Here is a 19,005-nt window from a genome sequence, read left to right on the forward strand (position 1 = left end):
CCGCTCACGACTCGTCGGTGCATCAAGGGGCATCATGCCGCCGTGGCTCGTTCGGCAAAGCCCGCAATACTACTGCGTTGCGTCCATTTGATTAAATAATCGATGGTTGCGACGGCATGCCGTATTGGAATAAGCACCCAGCGCTTCGCTGGAGCCGGGATCGAATCCTCGTACCGAGACGGGCTAAATTCCCGCCAACGCACGCACGTGCGCGACCACGCTGCGCCCGAGCGCCGACAGGTTGTAGCCGCCCTCGAGGCAACTGACGATCCGGCCGCCCGCGTGCCGCTCCGCGACCTCGCAAATTCGCTCGGTGATCCAGGTGTAGTCGTCCTCGACGAGGCCCATGTTGGCCATATCGTCCTCGCGATGAGCGTCGAACCCCGCCGAGATGAAAATCATCTCGGGCTTGAACGCCTCGAGACGCGGCAACCAGGCCCTCTCGATTGCTTCCCTGACGACATCGCCTTTGGTGCGTGGCGGCATCGGCAAGTTGACCATGTTCGGCGCCGGATTTTCCACACCACTGAAGGGATAGAGCGGATGCTGAAAAAAGCTGCACATCAGCACGCGCGCATCGCCCGCAAACGCCGCCTCGGTGCCATTGCCATGGTGGACATCGAAATCGACGATGGCCACGCGTGTCAGACCATGAACGGTAAGCGCGCGCCGCGCGGCGATGGCGACGTTGTTGAAGAAGCAGAAGCCCATCGCCTGCGACGGCTCCGCATGATGCCCGGGCGGCCGCACACTGCAAAACGCATTGTCGTAGTGCCCCTGAATGACCGCATCCGTCGCCGCTACAGCCGCGCCAGCGGCGCGCAGCGCAGCTTGCCACGTGTGCGGGTTCATTGACGTGTCGGGATCGATGACCGTGTAGCCCTCGCTCGGCGCGCGAGACCGTATGAACTCGATATGTGCATGCGTGTGCACGCGTGCGAGATCGTCCATCCCGGCCAGCGGCGCCGATTCGCGCATGATTAGCGGCGCAATCCGGCTCGCGATCAGCTGATCCTCGATCGCCTGCAGCCGCTCGGGACATTCCGGATGATCCGGGCCCATCTCGTGCAGAAGACAATCAGCATGTGAATAAACAGCGGTCGCCATGTTGGTTCGTCTGCCGTGTCCGGCATGTCTCCTTGTTCGGCTCGGGCTCGGAAATAAGCTACGTTACCACAGCCGTGTAGCGGTACTGGACCTGAGACAATGAAGCTGCGGGGCCGAGGTGACACAGTACGAAGCGGTATGTGACCGGAGACCTGCATCGAGGCGTCGGCAGCGTCGGCTGCATCGTCTGTTAGGCGGCGGCATCGAAACGTGAAAGATGGCTGAGCGGCCCCAAGTGCCAAGCGAACCACATCTCGGTTTCGCACACCGCGCCCCTTCGCTATACTGCGCCGAGCCCCAAGCCATTGGTGTGATCAACGGCTTCGCGCGAGCTTGTACGCCATCCCACACAACGCTTTACGCAGCTTCCTCCGCACTCCGCCCTAGCCGCTCGCACATGACTGCTGCCACCACCCCATCGAATTCCATCAAAACGTTGGCCCTCGCCGCGCTGCTCCTCTTCGCCGGGACGGCTGCCGCTTTCGCCGAAACAACGAATGCTGTGCCTCAGACCAACGCCCGCCCCACCGCGGCGCAGGCTGTGCAGAATCCGCTGCCAAAATTGTCGCGGCCCAACCCGGCTGAGGCACAACTGGTGTTGCAGCGATATGCCGACAATATTGAGGTCAATACATTCATTGACGATATGGTCTCGCGGTATGACTTCGATGCCACGGCATTGCACACGCTTTTCGCGAGCGCGAACTACTCGCCGACGATCGCGAAGCTCGTCCTGCCAGCGCCCTCGCCCGCCATCAAGAACTGGCAAGTGTACCGGGCGCGTTTCCTGGATTCCGTGCGGATCAATGCTGGCGTCAAGTTCTGGCTCGAGAACCGCGCAACGCTAGAGCGCGCTTACCAGCAATACGGCGTGCCTCCGGAGGTCATCGTGGGCATCATCGGGGTCGAGACGATGTACGGTCGCTATATGGGCAACTTCCGCGTGCTCGACGCCCTCACAACGCTCACCTTCGATTATCCGGATACGCCGAACCGGGCTGAACGCGAAAAGACGTTTCGCAAGAATCTGGAGGACTACCTGATCTGGACGCGCAATGTGCAGATCGACCCGACCACCGTGCGCGGCTCGTACACAGGTGCCATCGGCATTCCACAATTCTTGCCTAGCAGCATCGTGCAGTACGCCGTCGATTTCGAGGGCAACGATCACATCGATCTGCGCACGAGCACGGCCGATGCCATCGGCAGCGTCGCTCACTTTCTGAGCGAGCACGGCTGGAGCGCAGGCCAGCCCGTCGTATGGAAGATCTCGCACGATGCGGGCAGCCTGGGTATCGCGCAAGCCGCGGCGGACGGCCAGCCAGAGCCGCATTGGCCGCTCGCGCAGTTGCTGCGCGCGGGCATGCTGCTCGACGAACCCGGCCTAGACATGATCGGAGAAGCGGCCACGCCAGTACTCGTCATCGATCTGCCGAGCCCAAGCGAGCCGACCGAATATATGCTCGGCTTGCAGAACTTCTACGTCCTCACGCGGTACAACCGCAGCTTTTTCTATGCGCTCGCCGTCTATCAGCTTGGGGAGACGGTCAAGGCACGCGTCGACGCGCAGACGCTTGGCATGCAAGCGGGCCACGCACCTGCGCAAGCTTCACAGTTGAACCCCGGTGGCGCACGCGGTGCGAATCCTGGCGGATCCACACCGAGCGCAACCAACGGCCCGGCTCAGGCCGGAAAGACCCCCGTCGATAGATAGCGGTCGCCGCGATCGCACACGATGAAGACGATGGTCGCGTTCTCCACCTGGCGGGCGATGCGCAATGCCACTTCGCACGCGCCGCCGGACGAGATGCCACAGAAGATGCCTTCGACGGCAGCCATGCGGCGCGCCATCGCCTCAGCGGCAACTTGAGAAACGCTTTCCGTGCGATCGACACGGCTACGGTCGAAAATCTTCGGCAGGTAGGCTTCGGGCCACTTGCGAATGCCGGGGATGCGTGAGCCTTCCTCGGGCTGTGCGCCGATGATCTCGATCGCGTCGTTCTGCTCCTTCAGGTACTGCGAGGTCCCCATGATCGTGCCGGTTGTGCCCATCGAGGAGACGAAGTGCGTCACACGGCCTTCTGTGTCGCGCCAGATCTCGGGGCCCGTGCTTTCGTAATGCGCCAGCGGATTGTCAGCGTTGGCGAACTGATCGAGAATCACGCCCTTTCCTTCACGCTGCATCTCTTCGGCTAGGTCGCGCGCGTACTCCATGCCGCCCTGCACCGGCGTGAGCACGATTTGTGCGCCGTATGCGGCCATGCTCTGGCGACGTTCGACCGACAGGTCCTCCGGCATCACGAGCACCATCTTGTAGCCACGAATCGCCGCGGCCATCGCCAGTGCGATGCCCGTATTGCCGCTGGTGGACTCGATGAGCGTGTCACCCGGCTTGATGCGTCCGCGCGCCTCAGCGTGCTTGATCATCGACAAGGCGGGCCGATCCTTCACCGAGCCCGCCGGATTATTGCCTTCTAGCTTGGCAAGGATGATGTTGTTGCGGCTGCGGACCTCATCGTCAGGCAACCGCACGAGTTGCACGAGCGGCGTGTTGCCGATCGTGTCTTCGATGGTCTTGTATGGCATGGGTGTTGCGCTCGGTGAATCGTCGTCAAAGCGTTCGATTGTAAAGCAGCGTGAGATGGCGCGCCCGGCGGCTCGACCGGTTGCCCTGCGCCGCTTACTTACCGACCGACGCTTACCGACGCCGCCGTAGCCCATGCATGCTGGTTGTCGCCTCGGCAGCCCTTGATGAAGTAGAAAGGCCACCGCCCCATGCAAAAAACCCGCGGCAAAGCCGCGGGAAGCCGTCTTCCGACAGACGACCGAAGGAGACGGTATGCCGAGGCAAGTCCAAACACAGCACGGGCGCGAGTTTCGAACGCGCTCGCCGAACGGCCAACACCACCGGCCGTACAGCCTGCTGTCGCGCCGAATGCTTACTGCCTGATCGCGCTCGATGTCGGCATCAGCGCACGAGTGGTGAAGTCGGCCCCACGCAGAGCCACTGCGGTGGGGTGCGCCTGCGCACGCGTGAGGGCGCGCGCGGCGTTGAGATGATCGAAGGGCACGGCCGCGATCGTACCGACGCGTAACCCCTCGGCTTGCAATCGCAGAAGCGCTTGGCCGCCGAGGCCCTTGACGCGCTCGGCCAGATCGGCGGCGTCTCTGAACGGTCCACCCGCGGCCCGTTCATCGAGAATCGCCCGCGCTTTAACAGGGCCGATGCCTTTGATGCCGATGAGCGCCGACTCGTCGGCTGCATTGACATCGACGGCTGCAAGCGCCTGAACAGACAGCGCGGCAAGCGCAGCTGCGGCAAACCAGTGTAGAAATCGTCTGAACATGGGATCTCCGTTAAACATGACGGCCCCCGAGCGGAGAAGCGCGGTAACGTCGCAGGCCGGCCGAGAGATCCCAGTGTAGGGAGATTGATGCGCGCCTTACAGTTGGCCGAACAGCCAACGCACATAGCGATCGACGCCCTCTTGCACCGTCAGAAACGGTGCCTCGTAGCCGGCCGCGCGCAGGCGCGAAAGGTCGGCTTGTGTGAAGCATTGATACTTGCCGCGTAGCGCATCGGGGAACGCCACGTACTCGATGAGCCCGCGCTGCACCATCTCGGCGAGCGAGAGTGCCGGCTGGTTCTCCAGCGCGCGCAGCGTATTGACGACTGTCGTTGCGATATCGTTGAACGGCTGCGCTCGGCCGCTGCCGAGATTGAAAATGCCCGACTTGTCCGGATGATCGAAGAAGAACAGGTTCGCCTTCACGACGTCTTCGACGGAGACGAAGTCGCGCGTTTGCTCACCCGCCGCATAGCCGTTGTACTCGCCAAAGAGCTTGACCTTGCCCTCTGCGCGAAACTGATTGAAGTTGTGAAACGCCACCGACGCCATGCGGCCCTTGTGCGCTTCGCGCGGGCCGTAGACGTTGAAGTAGCGAAAACCGGCGATCTGGCTTTTCGCGCTCGGCAGCACACGACGAACCACCTGATCGAACAGGAATTTCGAGTAGCCGTAGACGTTAAGCGGCGCTTCAACTTCACGGTCCTCGACGAACCGGGTCGAGCCGCCGTAAATGGCCGCCGACGACGCATACAGAAACTGCGTGCCCTGCACGAGGCAAGCGTCCAGCACGGCACGGCTGTAGCGGAAGTTGTTCTCCATCATGTAGCGGCCGTCCGTCTCCATCGTGTCGGAGCACGCGCCTTCGTGGAACACCGCGCGCACCTTGCCGAAATCACCGCGGACAAAGCGCTCGACGAACTCCGTCTTGTCGAGATAATCGTCGATCTCACAATCGACGAGGTTCTTGAACTTATCCGCGCGCGTGAGATTGTCGACAGCGACGATGCGTGTCTCGCCACGCTCGTTGAGCGCTTTGACGAGATTGCTGCCGACAAAACCCGCAGCTCCGGTGACGATGATGGTCATGATCGTAATAGCGAAGAGATAGAAAACCGCGCTGAAGATCGAGCGGCTCGCAAGCCCTGCCGCCCCACTCGATCTTCGCTACTCATTGGGGGAATCAACTCGCACGGGAGAGCTCAGCCCGCCGGCGCGAAAAGCTCCTCGTAATCGACGGTCGCCGTGCCTAGTTTGCCGACGACAATGCCCGCCGCGCGGTTCGCGAGGGCAATCGCATCGACGAGCGGGAGTTGTGCGCCGAGCATGACAGCCAGTGTCGCGATGACGGTATCGCCTGCGCCGGAGACATCGTACACCTCACGAGCAAAGGCCGGGACGTGAAGCTCGCCGTCCGCCGTGAAGAGCGTCATGCCCTCCTCTGATCGCGTCAGCAGCAAGCCCTCGAGCCCGAGAGAAGCTCGCAAGTCCGTTACGCGCTCAACGAGATCCTCCTCCGACTTCCATTGGCCGACCACTTCACGCAGCTCGGCGCGGTTCGGCGTGATCAAGGTTGCGCCGCGATAGCGCTCCCAGTCGTCCCCCTTGGGATCGACAAGCACTGGCCTGCCCGCAGCACGCGCCTTTTCGATCATTTTGGTGACGTGGGTCAGGCCGCCCTTTGCGTAATCGGACAACAGCACGACGTCATGCGTGGCAAGCAGCGCATCGAATCGCGCCAAGCCCGCGAGCAGCGCCTCGTGCGCCGGCATATTTTCGAAATCGAGCCGCAGCAACTGCTGCTGGCGCGAGAGAACGCGCAGCTTGATCGTTGTGGAGAGATCCGCATCGCGCTCGAGATGTGGCACCACACCGCTGACTTTCAGGAGTTCGACGATCCGCTCGCCAGGCTCGTCGCGACCGACGACACAAAGCAGCCCCGCTTGCGCGCCGAGCGCGGCGGCGTTGCGCGCGACGTTCGCGGCGCCGCCGAGCCGATCTTCCTGGCGCTGCACGTGAACGACGGGCACCGGTGCTTCCGGCGAGATCCGATTGACGTCGCCGAACCAATAGCGATCGAGCATGACATCGCCCACCACCAGCACGCGGGCCTGTGCCAAGCGCTCGCGCGGCACGACCGGGAAATCGGCTGTGGGCGATGCAGCCGCCAGCGGCGCGCGCACGTCTGTGTCAGGCGCGCTCATGGGCTGCGGTATGGTTTGTGGTGTCGATTTGGACATGGGGGCGCCCGATCGCGTAATAGTCGATGCCGAGCTCGGCCATCGTTTCCGGTTCATAGAGATTGCGGCCGTCGAAAATGACGGGCGCCTTCAGCACCGACTTCATATGCAGGAAGTCCGGGCTCTTGAACTCCTTCCATTCGGTCAGAATCACGAGCGCATCGGCGCCTGCGAGCGTTTCTTCCTGCGTAGTCGCAAACGACAGCCGTGCCAGCGCGTCCGGTGCGTCGGCGAGATCGAGCGCGAACACGCGCCGCGCCTCGTCAAGCGAGACGGGATCGTAGGCACGCACCGTGGCTCCGCGCGAAAGCAGTGCTGCGATAACGCGTCGGCTCGGCGCCTCGCGCATATCGTCGGTATTCGGCTTGAACGCAAGGCCCCAGATCGCGAAAGTGCGGCCCGCGAGATCGTGGCCGAGCGTGTGCTCGATCTTGCGCACGATGACTTCTTTCTGCTCGTGGTTCACATCCTCGACGGCCTCGAGGATGCGCAGGCGCTGCCCATTCTCCCCCGCCGTGCGCACGAGCGCCTGGACGTCTTTCGGAAAGCAGGAGCCGCCATAACCCACGCCAGCATAAAGAAAGTGGTAGCCGATGCGCGGATCCGAGCCGATGCCGCGACGCACGGCCTCGATATCTGCGCCGACGCGGTCGGCCAGGTTCGACATTTCGTTCATGAACGAAATGCGTGTGGCGAGCATGGCGTTGGCCGCGTACTTCGTGAACTCGGCGGAGCGCACATCCATGTAAAGCATGCGCTCATGATTGCGGTTGAACGGCGCGTAAAGGCGCTTCATCTTCTCGCGTGCAAGGCGCCCCATTTCGTCGTCGTCGCTGCCGAGCACAATGCGGTCGGGCCGCATGAAATCTTCGACAGCCGCACCTTCCTTCAGAAACTCCGGATTCGAAACGACGGAGAACTGTTGCGACGCACTACCCGCCATGCCGCGGGCTTGGAGCTCAGCGGCTACGGCGGCGCCCACGCGTTCGGCTGTGCCGACCGGCACCGTCGATTTGTCGACGATAACCTTGAACCCATTCATGTAGCGGCCGATGTTGCGTGCGGCCTCGAGGACGTACTGCAAGTCGGCCGAACCGTCCTCATCGGGCGGTGTGCCCACTGCGATGAACTGCACCTCGCCATGCTCGACACTCGCTTTGACGTCCGTCGAGAACGTGATGCGCCCGTGCGCGCGCGTGCGCGCGATGATTTCTTGCAGCCCCGGTTCATGGATCGGGACGCCGCCGCTGTTGAGGATATCGATCTTGCGCTGATCGACATCGAGACAGAAAACGTCATTGCCGATTTCGGCGAGGCAGGCGCCCGTGACGAGACCGACGTAGCCCGTCCCAATAATGGTGATTTTCATACGCGTTCATAGTTGATTGCCGGCTTTGGCCTTCGGCCGGCGGGCGACGTCACTGCGGCGTCACGATCGGCTCGACCCGGCGCGGGGCGTAGGATTCCCACCCGCTGCAGCCGGGGCACTGCCAATAGAAAAGCCGCGCCCTGAAACCGCAATTTTGGCACGTGTATCGTGGCAAATTCTTGGTGCGCTGCTTGATCAGTATTCGGATTAATTCGAGCTCACTGCGACGCGGCTCCTCGGCCACCGCCATCTGCGCCTCGACGAGGCGCGTCATGCCAGCAAGATTTGGGGACGCCCGCATTTGCTCTCGGGCGAGCGTATGAGCGGCCTCGTTACCACGCAGCGCGGCGACATGCGGATAGGCGATATCGAGCAGATCGCTCGAACGGTGCTGCTCGACATAGCTCGTCAGAAGATCGGCGCCTTCGGGCGCCCGTGAAAGCGCGGTATAGGCCGCCATCAGTTTCTCGGCCACGAGCGGCAAATAGACGGGGTTCTGCTCCTCGACACGCCGCCAAGCCTCGATGGCAGCCGCGTAGTCGCCGGCAGCCGCCGCAACGTCCCCCGCCAGTATCGTCGCCCGCACGTTCTGCGGATTGGCATCCAGCCCGCGTGCAAGATGCGAGGCCGCAGCGGCGCCGTCCTTGCGGCTCAATGCCTCCTGAGCCAATTCGCAGTGGAACTGCGCCACTTCCTTCGTGAGCGGCGGTGCCCCCATTTCCTCGAGCTTCTCGGCCGTCTCGATGGCTTTGCCCCACTCCTTTTCGATCTCGAAGATCGTCAGCAGCGCCCGTTGCGCGCCGAGTGCGTGCTCGCCGCTATCGAGCCGCCCGAACGTTTCCTCCGCGCGATCGAGGAGGCCCGCCTTCAAGAAGTCCTGCCCAAGCTCAAAAAGCGCATGATCGCGCTCGCTTTCTGGCAGATCGGCCCGGCTCAACAGGTTTTGGTGAATGCGGATGGCCCGATCGGTTTCGCCGCGGCGGCGAAACAAATTACCGAGCGCGAAGTGCAGCTCGATCGTTTCGGGATCGAGCTTGACCACCTCGATGAAAGCGTCGATCGCCTGATCCGGCTGCTCATTCAAAAGAAAATTGAGGCCGCGGAAATACGAGCGCGGCAAGCTGGCGCTTTCGGACAGAAGCGCCTTCAAATCGTAGCGCGCCGCCATCCAGCCGAGGGCAAACGCCACGGGGATGATCAACAACCACCAAAAATCGAGATCCATGCGAGAGCAAGCGTAAGTCGACGAAAAGACGTGGAAATAAAGCGCGTCGGCAACCGAGGCGCCGCGTTAGACGATAGGCGGCAGCGGCGGCTCGCTGACGGCAGCCGGCGTTTCGCGCGCCGTGCGCAAATCGCGCCTGAGCCGGCCGTTTTCGAGCTTGAGCCGCACCATCGCCGGCAGCGACGAAACCAGCCCCGCGCCGAGACCTGCCCCGAAGAACGCAAGGCCGATCAAAATCAACGGTGCCTGCCAAACATAGCCGAGCAGCAGATTAAGCGTGGCATGTTGCTGGTTGGCGATCGCCAGCACGAGCAGCAGCACGAAAACCAACGCACGGATCAACCAAACGATCAGTTTCATAGGGTCTCTCTCAACAAAGGCCTTGTCGCTGTCGATGTAAGAGCGCCGCATAAGCGTCACATGCAATTGCGACAGGCTTGAGGACGCGCGGTGCACGGGCCGCCACTACTGCCCATGCGCGAACGCCCGTATTGTAAAGGAAAGCCTTCTTTGGTCGGGCACGCAGCACATCCGTTGCAAGGATTTGCAGCATGCGGCGCAATACCCATGAGCTCGGCCTTCATGCTCTACCCGAGACGCGAAGGACACCACATGCACGCACACATGCCGAGCGCGCATAAAAAAAAGCGCCCGAAGGCGCTCTTCAATCTACTTCGATGGAAGCCAATCAACAGGCCGGTTCCACCATTGATCGACCACGGTATGTCAACGGACGGCGTTTTGCCGGCCCGCTTCAAGCGACATCGTCGTCTTCACTGACTACGTCAAGCGGCTCACCCGCCCGACGGTCGACGCGTTCGCGCAACTCCTTGCCGGGCTTGAAATGTGGCACGTGCTTTTCCGGCACCAGCACTTTCTCACCCGACTTGGGATTGCGTCCGACGCGTGAAGGACGACGATTGAGGCCGAAGCTGCCGAAGCCGCGAATCTCAATGCGATGACCTTTGGCGAGCGCCTCGGACATCGCATCGAGCATCGTCTTCACCGCGAAATCCGCATCCTTGAGGACAAGTTGCGGAAATCGCGCTGCCAGCTGGGCGACCAATTCAGATTTGGTCATACGGCGGCAGACCTAAAAACGCTCACTGATTCTGGCCGTCGAGCTTGGCCTTGAGCAACGCGCCGAGGTTGGTCGTGCCCGAGGCTGCCGAACTCGTATCAGACGCAAGACCGCGAATCGCCTCTTGCTGGTCAGCCGAATCCTTCGCCTTGATCGACAGGTTGATGCCGCGCGACTTGCGATCGATGTTGATGATCATCGCGTTCACCGTGGCACCTTCCTTCAGCACGTTGCGCGCATCTTCGACGCGATCTTGTGCGATTTCGGAAGCACGCAGATAGCCCTCGACCTCGGCCGAAAGCCCGATCACCGCGCCCTTGGCGTCGACCGATTTCACCGTGCCCTCGACGATCGCGCCCTTGTCGTTCATCGCTACGAAGTTGCTGAACGGGTCGCCTTCGAGTTGCTTGATGCCAAGCGAGATGCGCTCCTTCTCGACGTCGATGCCAAGCACAATCGCTTCGACTTCGTCACCCTTCTTGTACTTGCGGACAGCTTCCTCGCCCGACTCGCTCCACGACAGATCCGACAGGTGGACGAGGCCGTCGATGCCGCCCGGCAGGCCGATGAAGACGCCGAAGTCGGTGATCGACTTGATCGCGCCGCTGATCCGGTCGCCCTTCTTGAAGTTGCGGCTGAAGTCGTCCCACGGATTCGGCTTGCACTGCTTCATGCCGAGGCTGATACGACGACGGTCTTCGTCGATCTCGAGCACCATGACTTCGACTTCGTCGCCGAGTTGAACGACCTTCGAAGGTGCCACGTTCTTGTTCGTCCAGTCCATTTCCGAGACGTGGACGAGGCCTTCGATGCCCGATTCGACTTCAACGAATGCGCCGTAGTCGGTGATGTTCGTGACCTTGCCGAACAGACGCGTGCCCGACGGGTAACGGCGGGAGATACCTTCCCACGGATCGTCACCGAGTTGCTTGATGCCGAGCGAGACGCGGTTCTTTTCTTGATCGAACTTCAGGATCTTGGCCGTGACTTCCTGGCCAACCGACAGCACTTCGCTCGGATGACGCACACGACGCCATGCGATGTCGGTGATGTGCAGCAGGCCATCGATGCCGCCGAGGTCGACGAACGCGCCGTAATCGGTGATGTTCTTGACCACGCCGTTGACGATCGCGCCTTCTTTCAGCGTCTCGAGCAGCTTCGCGCGCTCTTCGCCTTGCGTCGCCTCGATCACGGCACGGCGCGACAGCACCACGTTGTTACGCTTGCGATCGAGCTTGATGACGCGGAATTCCAGCGTCTTGCCTTCGTACGGCGTCGTGTCCTTCACGGGGCGCGTATCGACGAGCGAACCGGGCAGGAACGCACGGATGCCGTTGACCATGACAGTCATACCGCCCTTCACCTTGCCGGTGATCGTGCCGGTGACGAGCTCGTTGTTGTCGAGCGCCTTCTCCAGCGACAGCCACGAGGCCAGACGCTTCGCCTTGTCGCGCGAGAGGATCGTGTCGCCATAGCCGTTTTCGAGCGCATCGATCGCCACGGAAACGAAGTCGCCCGCCTGCACTTCCACCTCGCCCTGATCGTTCAGGAATTCCTCGATCGGAATGTAGGCTTCGGACTTGAGACCAGCGTTGACGACCACGAAATTGTGGTCGACACGCACGACTTCGGCGGAGATCACTTCGCCGGCGCGCATGTCTTGCTTGGTCAGCGACTCTTCGAAAAGCGCCGCGAAAGATTCGGTATTCGGGTTGGAGGTTTGCAGGTCGGACATAAAAATCGGAATTGCATGGCTGATTGTCGCCAGCTCGGCCTCGCGCTCAAGGAAAGCGCCTGAAGGCCCGACGCGCAATGCACGCCATACGGGGTTAAGGGTTAAACATAACGTCTTGCGCAGGCCCTACCGAGCTCATCTACGTAGCTCATCTACCTGGTTGGGCCCATGCAAAACACCTACTACATTGCGCCGTACCACCGCACCACCTGATCGACAGCCTGGTCGATCGAAAGTGCCGAGGTATCAAGCAGCTTCGCTTCCGCTGCGGGCTTGAGCGGCGCGGCGGCACGCTGGGTGTCGCGCTCATCGCGCTCACGCAAATCCCGGAGCAAGTCATCCATACTAGCAGAAAAGCCTTTTTGTATCAATTGCTTATACCGGCGCTCTGCGCGCGCCTCGACGCTCGCCGTCAGAAACACTTTCAGCACGGCATCGGGGAAGATGACGGTTCCCATGTCGCGTCCGTCCGCAACGAGACCCGGCTCTTTGCGAAACGCGCGCTGCCGCGCCACGAGCGCATCGCGCACCGGCTGGTGCACGGCGATCGCAGAAGCCCGGTTGCCAATTGCTTCCTTGCGAATCTCGTCGGACACATCCACGCCGTCGAGCTGGGCGCAGCCCTCGCGGAATGTGATGTGAAGATCGTCGACTAGCGCCACGAGGGCTTCGGGCGAGTCCGGGGCCACATCGTAGCGTACGCTCGCGAGCGCGGCGAGCCGGTAAAGCGCGCCACTGTCGAGCAAGTGAAACCCGAGTTGTGCTGCGACGAGCGCGGCGACGGTGCCCTTGCCGGACGCGGTCGGGCCATCGATGGTGATAACGGGGGTCTGGTGAAACGGACGTGTTGATTTCATGGTGCAGCGGGTGCGACGAGCTTCTTGAAACGGTCGAAATAATCGGGGAATGTCTTCGTGACGCAAAGGGGATCGTTGATGCGCACCGGCACGCCGAGCAGACTCACGAGCGAAAAGCACATGGCCATGCGGTGATCGTCGTACGTATCGATCGCGGCGTGGGGCGTTAGCGCGCTCGGCGGCCGTATTGCCAGATAGTCCGGCCCCTCGTCGACGATCGCGCCGAGCTTGCGCAGCTCGGTCGCCATCGCGGCGATACGATCCGTCTCCTTCACCCGCCAGCTGCCGATGTTGCGCAGCAGCGTCGTGCCGCGCGCGTTCAGCGCGACGACGGCAATCGTCATCGCCGCATCCGGAATCAGGTTGCAATCAATGTCGATGGCTTCGAGCCGGCCATGATCATGGCCAATGCCGCGCACCTCGATCCAGTCGTCCCCCATCGCAACGTTCGCGCCCATGCGTCCAAGCGCCTCGGCGAATGCAACGTCGCCTTGGATGCTCTCACGGCCGACGCCGACGACACGCACTGGGCCGCCGCCCAGCGCACCCGCGGCCAGGAAGTATGAGGCGGAGGACGCGTCGCCCTCGACCGCAATCGAACCCGGCGATTGGTAGCGCACCCCAGCCGGCACGCGAAAGCAACGCCAACCATCACGCTCGACCTCCACGCCGAACTGTTCCATCAGCTGCATCGTGATGTCCACGTAGGGCTTCGAAATCAGCTCGCCCTCCACTTCGATGACAACCCGCTCACCGCTGCTTGCGCGGGCGGCCGCCGCAGCGTCTGCGGTTGCCTCAGCCTCCGGGAGTCTTGCGGCCGCTTGCGTTGCGCCCTCGGCCGCTGACCGCTTGAGGCGCACGAGCGGCAGCGCCATCAAGAGCGAGGTCAGGAACTGGCTCGACACGTCGCCGCGAATGCTGATCGGGCCATCCACGGCGATATCCGCCGGACGAATGCGCAGCGGCGGGTAGCCCTCGTTCGTCTCGTAATCGATGCGCGCGCCGAGCTGGCGCAGGCCATCGACAAGATCGCCGATCGGACGCTCGTGCATGCGCGGCACGCCATGCACGCGATAGTCACCGCCATTGAAGGCGAGCGCTGCCGTCAACGGCCGCACCGCCGTGCCCGCATTGCCGAGAAACAGATCGGCCCGCTGAGCCCTGAACGCGCCGCGAGTGCCTGTCACGATGCAGACATCGCCTTCGCGGGTGTACTTGACGCCCAGTTTTCCCAGCGCCTCGAGCATGACGCGCGTATCGTCGGAATTGAGCAGGTTCGAAATCGTCGTTTCGCCTTCGGCAAGCGCCGCGAGCAGCAGCAACCGGTTCGAGATGCTCTTGGATCCGGGCAGCTGGATCGTGCCCTCAGCATGGGAAAACGGTCCGAGATCGAGATGGTCCATATCGGTTCCTGGTTTATGTTCGAGCGGGATCGCACGGCCCGTGGGCCCCTTCGGCGTCTGCTGCAGTGCCACGCTGCTGCCAGGCCGTGCGTGCCGCACGAGAACGGGCGAAAACCGCCTCCAACGCCGCACCGTCGCCGGCCACGATCGCTGCGCGCAGCTGCGCAAGGACGGTGAGGTAGCCGTCAAGCTCGGCGACGAGCGCGGTACGGTTCGCCAAGCAGATGTCGCGCCACATTTCAGGGCTCGACGCCGCAATCCGCGTGAAATCGCGAAAGCCGCCGGCGGCAAACGAAAGTTTGAGCGCCGCATCGGGCGTGCCGAGAATCTGCTCGACGAGCGCGAACGACAGCAGATGCGGCAGATGGCTCACCGAGGCAAGCACGCGATCGTGCTGCTCGGCATCCATCGTGCTGACCACCGCACCGGCAGCACACCAAAGCGCCTCGATGCGCGCGACGTCCGCGGGCCGATTCTCCGGAAGCGGGCACAGCACGACGTTGCGGCCGACGTAGAGGTCGGCGAGCGCCGCCTCAACGCCGCTCGATTCCCGCCCCGCCACCGGATGCCCCGGCACGAATTGGCCGATGCGCGCGCCGAGCGTCGAGCGCGCCGCGGCCACGACGTCCAATTTCGTGCTGCCAGCATCGGTGATGAGCGTCGAGTCGTCGAGAAAGGAAGCGATTCGAGCGAGCAGCGGTTCGGTTTGCGCGACGGGCGCCGCGATAAGCACGAGGTCCGCGCCGGCCAGCGCGCCGCGCAGCGCAGCGTCGTCATCGAGCGCCACCACTTCGTCAACGACGCCGAGTTGCCGGGCGCGCTCGGCCGATGCCAACGACCGGCCAACCCCGACGACGATGCCGCCCGCAGCCGACTCGCCGCGCTCGCGCAATGCGCGCGCGAGCGAGCCGCCGATCAGCCCGACGCCGAAGATGACAAGCTTCTTGAAGCAGAACGTGGCCACGGCCGCTCAGTCCGTCGCAAGCGCCTTCTGAAGCGCCGCGATGAAAGCCTCGTTTTCCTCGGGCAGGCCGATCGTGACGCGCAGCCACTGCGGCAACCCGTAGTTGCCGACCGGACGCACGATCACCCCAGACTTCAGCAGCGCGAGGTTCACGCGCGCGCCGGCGCCATCGTCATCGCCGACGCGCACGAGTACGAAATTGCCGTACGAGGGCACGTACTCGAGACCGAGCTTGTCGAACGCCTCGGTAAGGCGGCGATAGCCAGCCACGTTCAGCGCCGCGCTCTTCTCGAGGAACGCGTGATCGCTCAGTGCCGCAACGGCTGCGGCCTGCGCAATCGTGTTGACGTTGAACGGTTGCCGCACCCGGTTCAGAAGCTCGGTCAGCTGCGGCTGCGCAATGGCGAAGCCGATGCGCAGGCCGGCGAGCCCGTAGGCCTTCGAAAACGTGCGCGAGACGAGCAGGTTCGGATAACGGCGCACCCACGCGATCACGTCATAGCGTTTCTCAACCGGAAGGTACTCGGTATAGGCCTCGTCGAGCACCACCACGACATGCTTGGGCACCCTCTCCAGAAACGCCTCGAGCACACCTCCTTCAATGAAGGTACCCGTCGGATTGTTCGGATTCGCGATGAAGATGAGGCGTGTGTCGCTCTCGATCGCGCGCAGCATCGCATCCAGATCGTGGCCGTAATCGACGGCGGGGGTGACGATGGCACGCGCGCCAAGCCCTTGTGTCGCGAGCGCATAGACGGCAAACGAATGCTGCGCATAGGCGATCGACTGCCCCTTTTCCACGAAAGCGCGGGCAGCCAATTCCAGAATGTCGTTGCTGCCGTTGCCAAGCGTGATCCACTCCGCCGGCACGCCGTAGCGCGCGCAAAGCGCAGCTTTGAGCTCGAAAGCGTTGGAATCGGGATAACGGCCCAACTCGGCGACCGCCGCAGCCATCGCCGTCCTCGCCGACTCGGGCATGCCGAGCGGATTCTCGTTCGATGCGAGCTTCACGATGCGCGCTTCGTCGAGGCCGAACTCGCGCGCGACTTCCGTGATCGGCTTGCCCGCAACATAGGGGGCAATCTCGCGAACGTAGGACGGGCCGTATTGAATCGTCATGAATGTCTCCAGCGAAAAGCGGATCAACTGCGTGGGGTTTGCAACATGTATCGATCGAGCGTCGCGACGCTCGCTCCGTTTAGCGCGAGCGCGGATACGAGCCCAGAATCTTAAAAAACGCAGCGGCGTTGCCAAGTTCCGCCAACGCGGCGGCAACGGATGCGTCTTCGCGATGGCCTTCGACGTCGATGTAGAAGTAGTACTCCCACGCGCCCATGCGGGCGGGTCGCGACTCGAAGCGCGTCATCGACACACCGTGTTTGGCAAGCGGCTCGATCAGCTTGAATACCGCGCCAGGCTGGTTCTTGACCGAAACGATCAGCGAAGTCAGGTCATAGCCGCTTGCGCCAGTCGGCGCATGGCCGATGACCACAAACCGCGTGCGGTTGTGCGGCTCGTCCTGGATGGCGGGATAAACGACCTGCAGCCCATAGCGCTCGGCCGCGCGCGTGCCCGCAATTGCGGCGACACTCGCATCGGCCGCGGCCATCCGGGCCGCTTCGGCGTTACTCGACACGGCTTGCCGCTCGACGTGCGGAAAGTGGGCAGCAAGCCAGCGCTGACACTGAGCGAGCGCCTGCGCATGCGCGCATACACGCGTGATGCCCGTCGCATTTCCACTCAGCGTCAACAAATTGTGACGAATCGGCAGCGCCACCTCGCCGCCGATCGACAACTGCGTTTGCAGCAGCAAATCGAGCGTACGCGGAACGGCACCCTCGCTCGAGTTCTCGACAGGCACGACGCCATAGTCGGCGCCGCCCGCTTCGACGGCGCGGAAGACTTCGTCGATCGACAGACACGGCAGCCCCTCGATCGATTGCCCGAAGTACTCGTGCACGGCCTCTTCGCTGTAAGTGCCGACGGGGCCAAGAAAGGCCGCTTTGATCGAACGCTCCAGCGAACGGCTGGCGGCCATGATTTCGCGCCAGATCGCGCCGATGTGATCGTTGGCGAGCGGCCCTCCGCTCATCTGCTGGAGCCGTGCGATGACCTGCTGCTCGCGTTCGGGGCGAAACACGGGTGCGTTGTACAGCTTCTTGACCTCGCCCACCTCGAGCGCGACCGCGGCACGCTGATTGAGCAGCGCGATAAGCTGCTCGTCAATCGCATCGATGCGATCGCGCAGCGGCTTCAACCTTGAATTCAGTTCGTCGTCCATGCGTGATACGGCCGTATCAAAATCGGCGCGCCGTCAGCCCGGCCGGGCCAACAGCGGCTCCCCATCTCTCATCGATACCGGTGCAAAGCGCCACGCTGCGCACCGGGTCTCGCACATTACGCACAATGCCTCTCAAATTCCAACATGTACTCGACGAGCGCTGTCACGCCTTCGAGCGGCACCGCGTTGTAGATCGACGCCCGCATACCACCGACGGACTTGTGGCCCTTCAGCTGGATTAGCCCGCGCGATTTCGCGCCAGCCAGGAAATCTTCATTACGAGACGCGTCCGCCAGGAAGAACGGAACGTTCATCCGCGAACGCGAAGCAGGTTCAACTTTGTTGATATAAAAATCGCTCGCATCGATTGCGTCGTAAAGCAGCTTCGACTTCTCGACATTGCGCGCCTCGATCGCCTTTAAGCCACCCTGACGCTTGAGCCACTTGAATACCAGCCCGGCGATGTAAATCGCGTAGGTAGGCGGCGTGTTGAACATCGAGTTGTTCGCGGCGACGGTCTTCCACTCGAATGCCGACGGGCAGATCGCGAGCGCGCGCTCGAGCAGATCTTCCCGCACGATGACGAGTGTCACGCCCGCCATACCAATGTTCTTTTGTGCGCCGCCGAACATCACGCCGAACTTGGCCACGTCGAGTGGCCGGGACAGGATGTGCGAGGAGACGTCGGCGACAAGTGGAATATCGCCGAGATCGGGAATGTCGAACGTTTCGACGCCGTGGATCGTCTCATTCGTGCACAGATGCACATAAGCCGGATCGGCCGATAGCTGCCACGTCTCGCGTCGCGGCGCGTGCGTGAAGCCCTCCGGCGTCTCGCCGCTCGCCGCAAGGTGCGGCGTGCAGTATTTCGCCGCTTCCTTGAACGATTTCTGCGACCACGAGCCGGTGATCACGAAATCGGCCGTCTTGCGCGAGCCCAGCAGATTCATCGGGACGATCGCGTTCTCGGCCAAGCCTCCGCCCTGCAAAAACAAGATGCGATGGCTCGCCGGCACTTCGAGCAGCTCGCGCAGATCGACGAGCGCCTCTTCGTGGATCGACATGAATTCGCGGCCGCGATGGCTCATTTCCATCACGCTCATGCCGCTGCCACGCCAATCCAGCATCTCTTCGGCCGCCTGGCGCAACACCTCCTCGGGCAATGCCGCGGGGCCGGCAGAGAAGTTGAAGACGCGCATCGTGAAACTCCCGGAGTCGGTGGTAGGCCTGAGCACGGCAGCCAGCCGCTTCGGCCACATGGGTCGCCGCTGGCCAACCCGCTGGCCACCATTAGCCGCTCGCCGCCGCCATTCGGCGCGCAGCTAGCCGCCATTCAAATCATTCAGCTATTACGCCACACTGCGCAGGCCAAAAAACAAAAATGGCCATTCGCGCA

At 62.7% G+C, this 19,005-nt stretch carries 17 protein-coding genes; 1 reads left to right on the forward strand and 16 read right to left on the reverse strand.

Going from position 1 to position 19,005, the window contains the following annotated elements; all coding sequences use genetic code 11:
• Positions 1 to 183: 183 nt before the first annotated feature.
• Positions 184 to 1,107 (reverse strand): histone deacetylase family protein, encoded by a 924-nt coding sequence (locus tag VL598_RS07165; RefSeq protein ID WP_325326008.1) that lies wholly within the window; start codon positions 1,105 to 1,107, stop codon positions 184 to 186.
• A 397-nt stretch (positions 1,108 to 1,504) separates the two neighbouring features.
• On the opposite strand from VL598_RS07165, the gene mltB reads away from it, so the two are divergent.
• Positions 1,505 to 2,821, forward strand: coding sequence for a lytic murein transglycosylase B (mltB, locus tag VL598_RS07170; protein ID WP_325326009.1), 1,317 nt, complete (start codon positions 1,505 to 1,507; stop codon positions 2,819 to 2,821).
• On the opposite strand, the gene cysM is transcribed toward mltB, so the two are convergent.
• The 15 genes from cysM to serC all read right to left on the reverse strand — a co-directional run bounded on the left by cysM (position 2,791) and on the right by serC (position 18,808).
• Positions 2,791 to 3,693: a cysteine synthase CysM gene (cysM, locus tag VL598_RS07175; RefSeq protein ID WP_325326010.1), complete on the reverse strand. Its 903-nt coding sequence runs from the start codon at positions 3,691 to 3,693 to the stop codon at positions 2,791 to 2,793. The two genes, mltB and cysM, sit on opposite strands and share 31 nt — an antisense overlap.
• A gap of 353 nt (positions 3,694 to 4,046) precedes the next feature.
• On the reverse strand, positions 4,047 to 4,454 hold the full coding sequence (locus tag VL598_RS07180) for a ComEA family DNA-binding protein (protein ID WP_325326011.1): 408 nt from the start codon (positions 4,452 to 4,454) through the stop codon (positions 4,047 to 4,049).
• A 96-nt stretch (positions 4,455 to 4,550) separates the two neighbouring features.
• Positions 4,551 to 5,543, reverse strand: coding sequence for an ADP-glyceromanno-heptose 6-epimerase (rfaD, locus tag VL598_RS07185; RefSeq protein WP_325326012.1), 993 nt, complete (start codon positions 5,541 to 5,543; stop codon positions 4,551 to 4,553).
• Positions 5,544 to 5,656: 113 nt separating this feature from the next.
• Positions 5,657 to 6,658, reverse strand: a complete 1,002-nt coding sequence (gene rfaE1 / locus VL598_RS07190; RefSeq protein WP_325326013.1) for a D-glycero-beta-D-manno-heptose-7-phosphate kinase — start codon at positions 6,656 to 6,658, stop codon at positions 5,657 to 5,659.
• Complete coding sequence (locus tag VL598_RS07195) at positions 6,645 to 8,063, reverse strand: UDP-glucose/GDP-mannose dehydrogenase family protein (protein WP_325326014.1); 1,419 nt, start codon at positions 8,061 to 8,063, stop codon at positions 6,645 to 6,647. Before VL598_RS07195 ends, rfaE1 begins: the two co-directional genes overlap by 14 nt.
• 49 nt (positions 8,064 to 8,112) lie before the next feature.
• Positions 8,113 to 9,288: a lipopolysaccharide assembly protein LapB gene (lapB, locus tag VL598_RS07200; protein WP_325326015.1), complete on the reverse strand. Its 1,176-nt coding sequence runs from the start codon at positions 9,286 to 9,288 to the stop codon at positions 8,113 to 8,115.
• A 66-nt stretch (positions 9,289 to 9,354) separates the two neighbouring features.
• Positions 9,355 to 9,648 carry a LapA family protein gene (locus VL598_RS07205; RefSeq protein WP_325326016.1) on the reverse strand — a complete coding sequence of 98 codons (294 nt, stop codon included), beginning with the start codon at positions 9,646 to 9,648 and terminating at the stop codon, positions 9,355 to 9,357.
• A 394-nt stretch (positions 9,649 to 10,042) separates the two neighbouring features.
• Positions 10,043 to 10,369, reverse strand: a complete 327-nt coding sequence (locus VL598_RS07210) for an integration host factor subunit beta (RefSeq protein ID WP_325326017.1) — start codon at positions 10,367 to 10,369, stop codon at positions 10,043 to 10,045.
• Positions 10,370 to 10,391: 22 nt separating this feature from the next.
• Positions 10,392 to 12,104: a 30S ribosomal protein S1 gene (gene rpsA / locus VL598_RS07215; protein ID WP_325326018.1), complete on the reverse strand. Its 1,713-nt coding sequence runs from the start codon at positions 12,102 to 12,104 to the stop codon at positions 10,392 to 10,394.
• 182 nt (positions 12,105 to 12,286) lie between these two features.
• Entirely contained in the window at positions 12,287 to 12,961 is a 675-nt protein-coding gene (gene cmk, locus VL598_RS07220) for a (d)CMP kinase (protein ID WP_325326019.1), read from the reverse strand.
• On the reverse strand, positions 12,958 to 14,364 hold the full coding sequence (locus VL598_RS07225) for a 3-phosphoshikimate 1-carboxyvinyltransferase (protein WP_325326020.1): 1,407 nt from the start codon (positions 14,362 to 14,364) through the stop codon (positions 12,958 to 12,960). The genes cmk and VL598_RS07225 overlap by 4 nt, the downstream gene beginning before the upstream one ends.
• 13 nt (positions 14,365 to 14,377) lie before the next feature.
• Entirely contained in the window at positions 14,378 to 15,328 is a 951-nt protein-coding gene (locus VL598_RS07230; RefSeq protein ID WP_325326021.1) for a prephenate dehydrogenase, read from the reverse strand.
• Between the two features lie 6 nt (positions 15,329 to 15,334).
• Positions 15,335 to 16,447 carry a histidinol-phosphate transaminase gene (gene hisC / locus VL598_RS07235; RefSeq protein WP_325326022.1) on the reverse strand — a complete coding sequence of 371 codons (1,113 nt, stop codon included), beginning with the start codon at positions 16,445 to 16,447 and terminating at the stop codon, positions 15,335 to 15,337.
• Between the two features lie 79 nt (positions 16,448 to 16,526).
• The gene (gene pheA, locus VL598_RS07240; RefSeq protein ID WP_325326023.1) at positions 16,527 to 17,609 is read right to left on the reverse strand and encodes a prephenate dehydratase; all 1,083 of its coding nucleotides are present in this window, start codon (positions 17,607 to 17,609) and stop codon (positions 16,527 to 16,529) included.
• Positions 17,610 to 17,725: 116 nt separating this feature from the next.
• A complete protein-coding gene (gene serC / locus VL598_RS07245; RefSeq protein WP_325326024.1) occupies positions 17,726 to 18,808 on the reverse strand; it encodes a 3-phosphoserine/phosphohydroxythreonine transaminase in 1,083 nt (360 codons plus the stop codon).
• Positions 18,809 to 19,005 lie beyond the last annotated feature (197 nt).

Origin of the sequence: Trinickia sp., from assembly GCF_035492435.1 — a bacterium.
Lineage (GTDB): Bacteria > Pseudomonadota > Gammaproteobacteria > Burkholderiales > Burkholderiaceae > Trinickia.

Excerpts from the sequence above, each read along its gene's own strand:
- VL598_RS07165 (WP_325326008.1), bottom strand. The coding sequence starts at position 1,107 with ATGGCGACCGCTGTTTATTCACATGCTGATTGTCTTCTGCACGAGATG.
- mltB (WP_325326009.1), top strand. The coding sequence starts at position 1,505 with ATGACTGCTGCCACCACCCCATCGAATTCCATCAAAACGTTGGCCCTC.
- cysM (WP_325326010.1), bottom strand. The coding sequence starts at position 3,693 with ATGCCATACAAGACCATCGAAGACACGATCGGCAACACGCCGCTCGTG.
- VL598_RS07180 (WP_325326011.1), bottom strand. The coding sequence starts at position 4,454 with ATGTTCAGACGATTTCTACACTGGTTTGCCGCAGCTGCGCTTGCCGCG.
- rfaD (WP_325326012.1), bottom strand. The coding sequence starts at position 5,543 with ATGACCATCATCGTCACCGGAGCTGCGGGTTTTGTCGGCAGCAATCTC.
- rfaE1 (WP_325326013.1), bottom strand. The coding sequence starts at position 6,658 with ATGAGCGCGCCTGACACAGACGTGCGCGCGCCGCTGGCGGCTGCATCG.
- VL598_RS07195 (WP_325326014.1), bottom strand. The coding sequence starts at position 8,063 with ATGAAAATCACCATTATTGGGACGGGCTACGTCGGTCTCGTCACGGGC.
- lapB (WP_325326015.1), bottom strand. The coding sequence starts at position 9,288 with ATGGATCTCGATTTTTGGTGGTTGTTGATCATCCCCGTGGCGTTTGCC.
- VL598_RS07205 (WP_325326016.1), bottom strand. The coding sequence starts at position 9,648 with ATGAAACTGATCGTTTGGTTGATCCGTGCGTTGGTTTTCGTGCTGCTG.
- VL598_RS07210 (WP_325326017.1), bottom strand. The coding sequence starts at position 10,369 with ATGACCAAATCTGAATTGGTCGCCCAGCTGGCAGCGCGATTTCCGCAA.
- rpsA (WP_325326018.1), bottom strand. The coding sequence starts at position 12,104 with ATGTCCGACCTGCAAACCTCCAACCCGAATACCGAATCTTTCGCGGCG.
- cmk (WP_325326019.1), bottom strand. The coding sequence starts at position 12,961 with ATGAAATCAACACGTCCGTTTCACCAGACCCCCGTTATCACCATCGAT.
- VL598_RS07225 (WP_325326020.1), bottom strand. The coding sequence starts at position 14,364 with ATGGACCATCTCGATCTCGGACCGTTTTCCCATGCTGAGGGCACGATC.
- hisC (WP_325326022.1), bottom strand. The coding sequence starts at position 16,447 with ATGACGATTCAATACGGCCCGTCCTACGTTCGCGAGATTGCCCCCTAT.
- pheA (WP_325326023.1), bottom strand. The coding sequence starts at position 17,609 with ATGGACGACGAACTGAATTCAAGGTTGAAGCCGCTGCGCGATCGCATC.
- serC (WP_325326024.1), bottom strand. The coding sequence starts at position 18,808 with ATGCGCGTCTTCAACTTCTCTGCCGGCCCCGCGGCATTGCCCGAGGAG.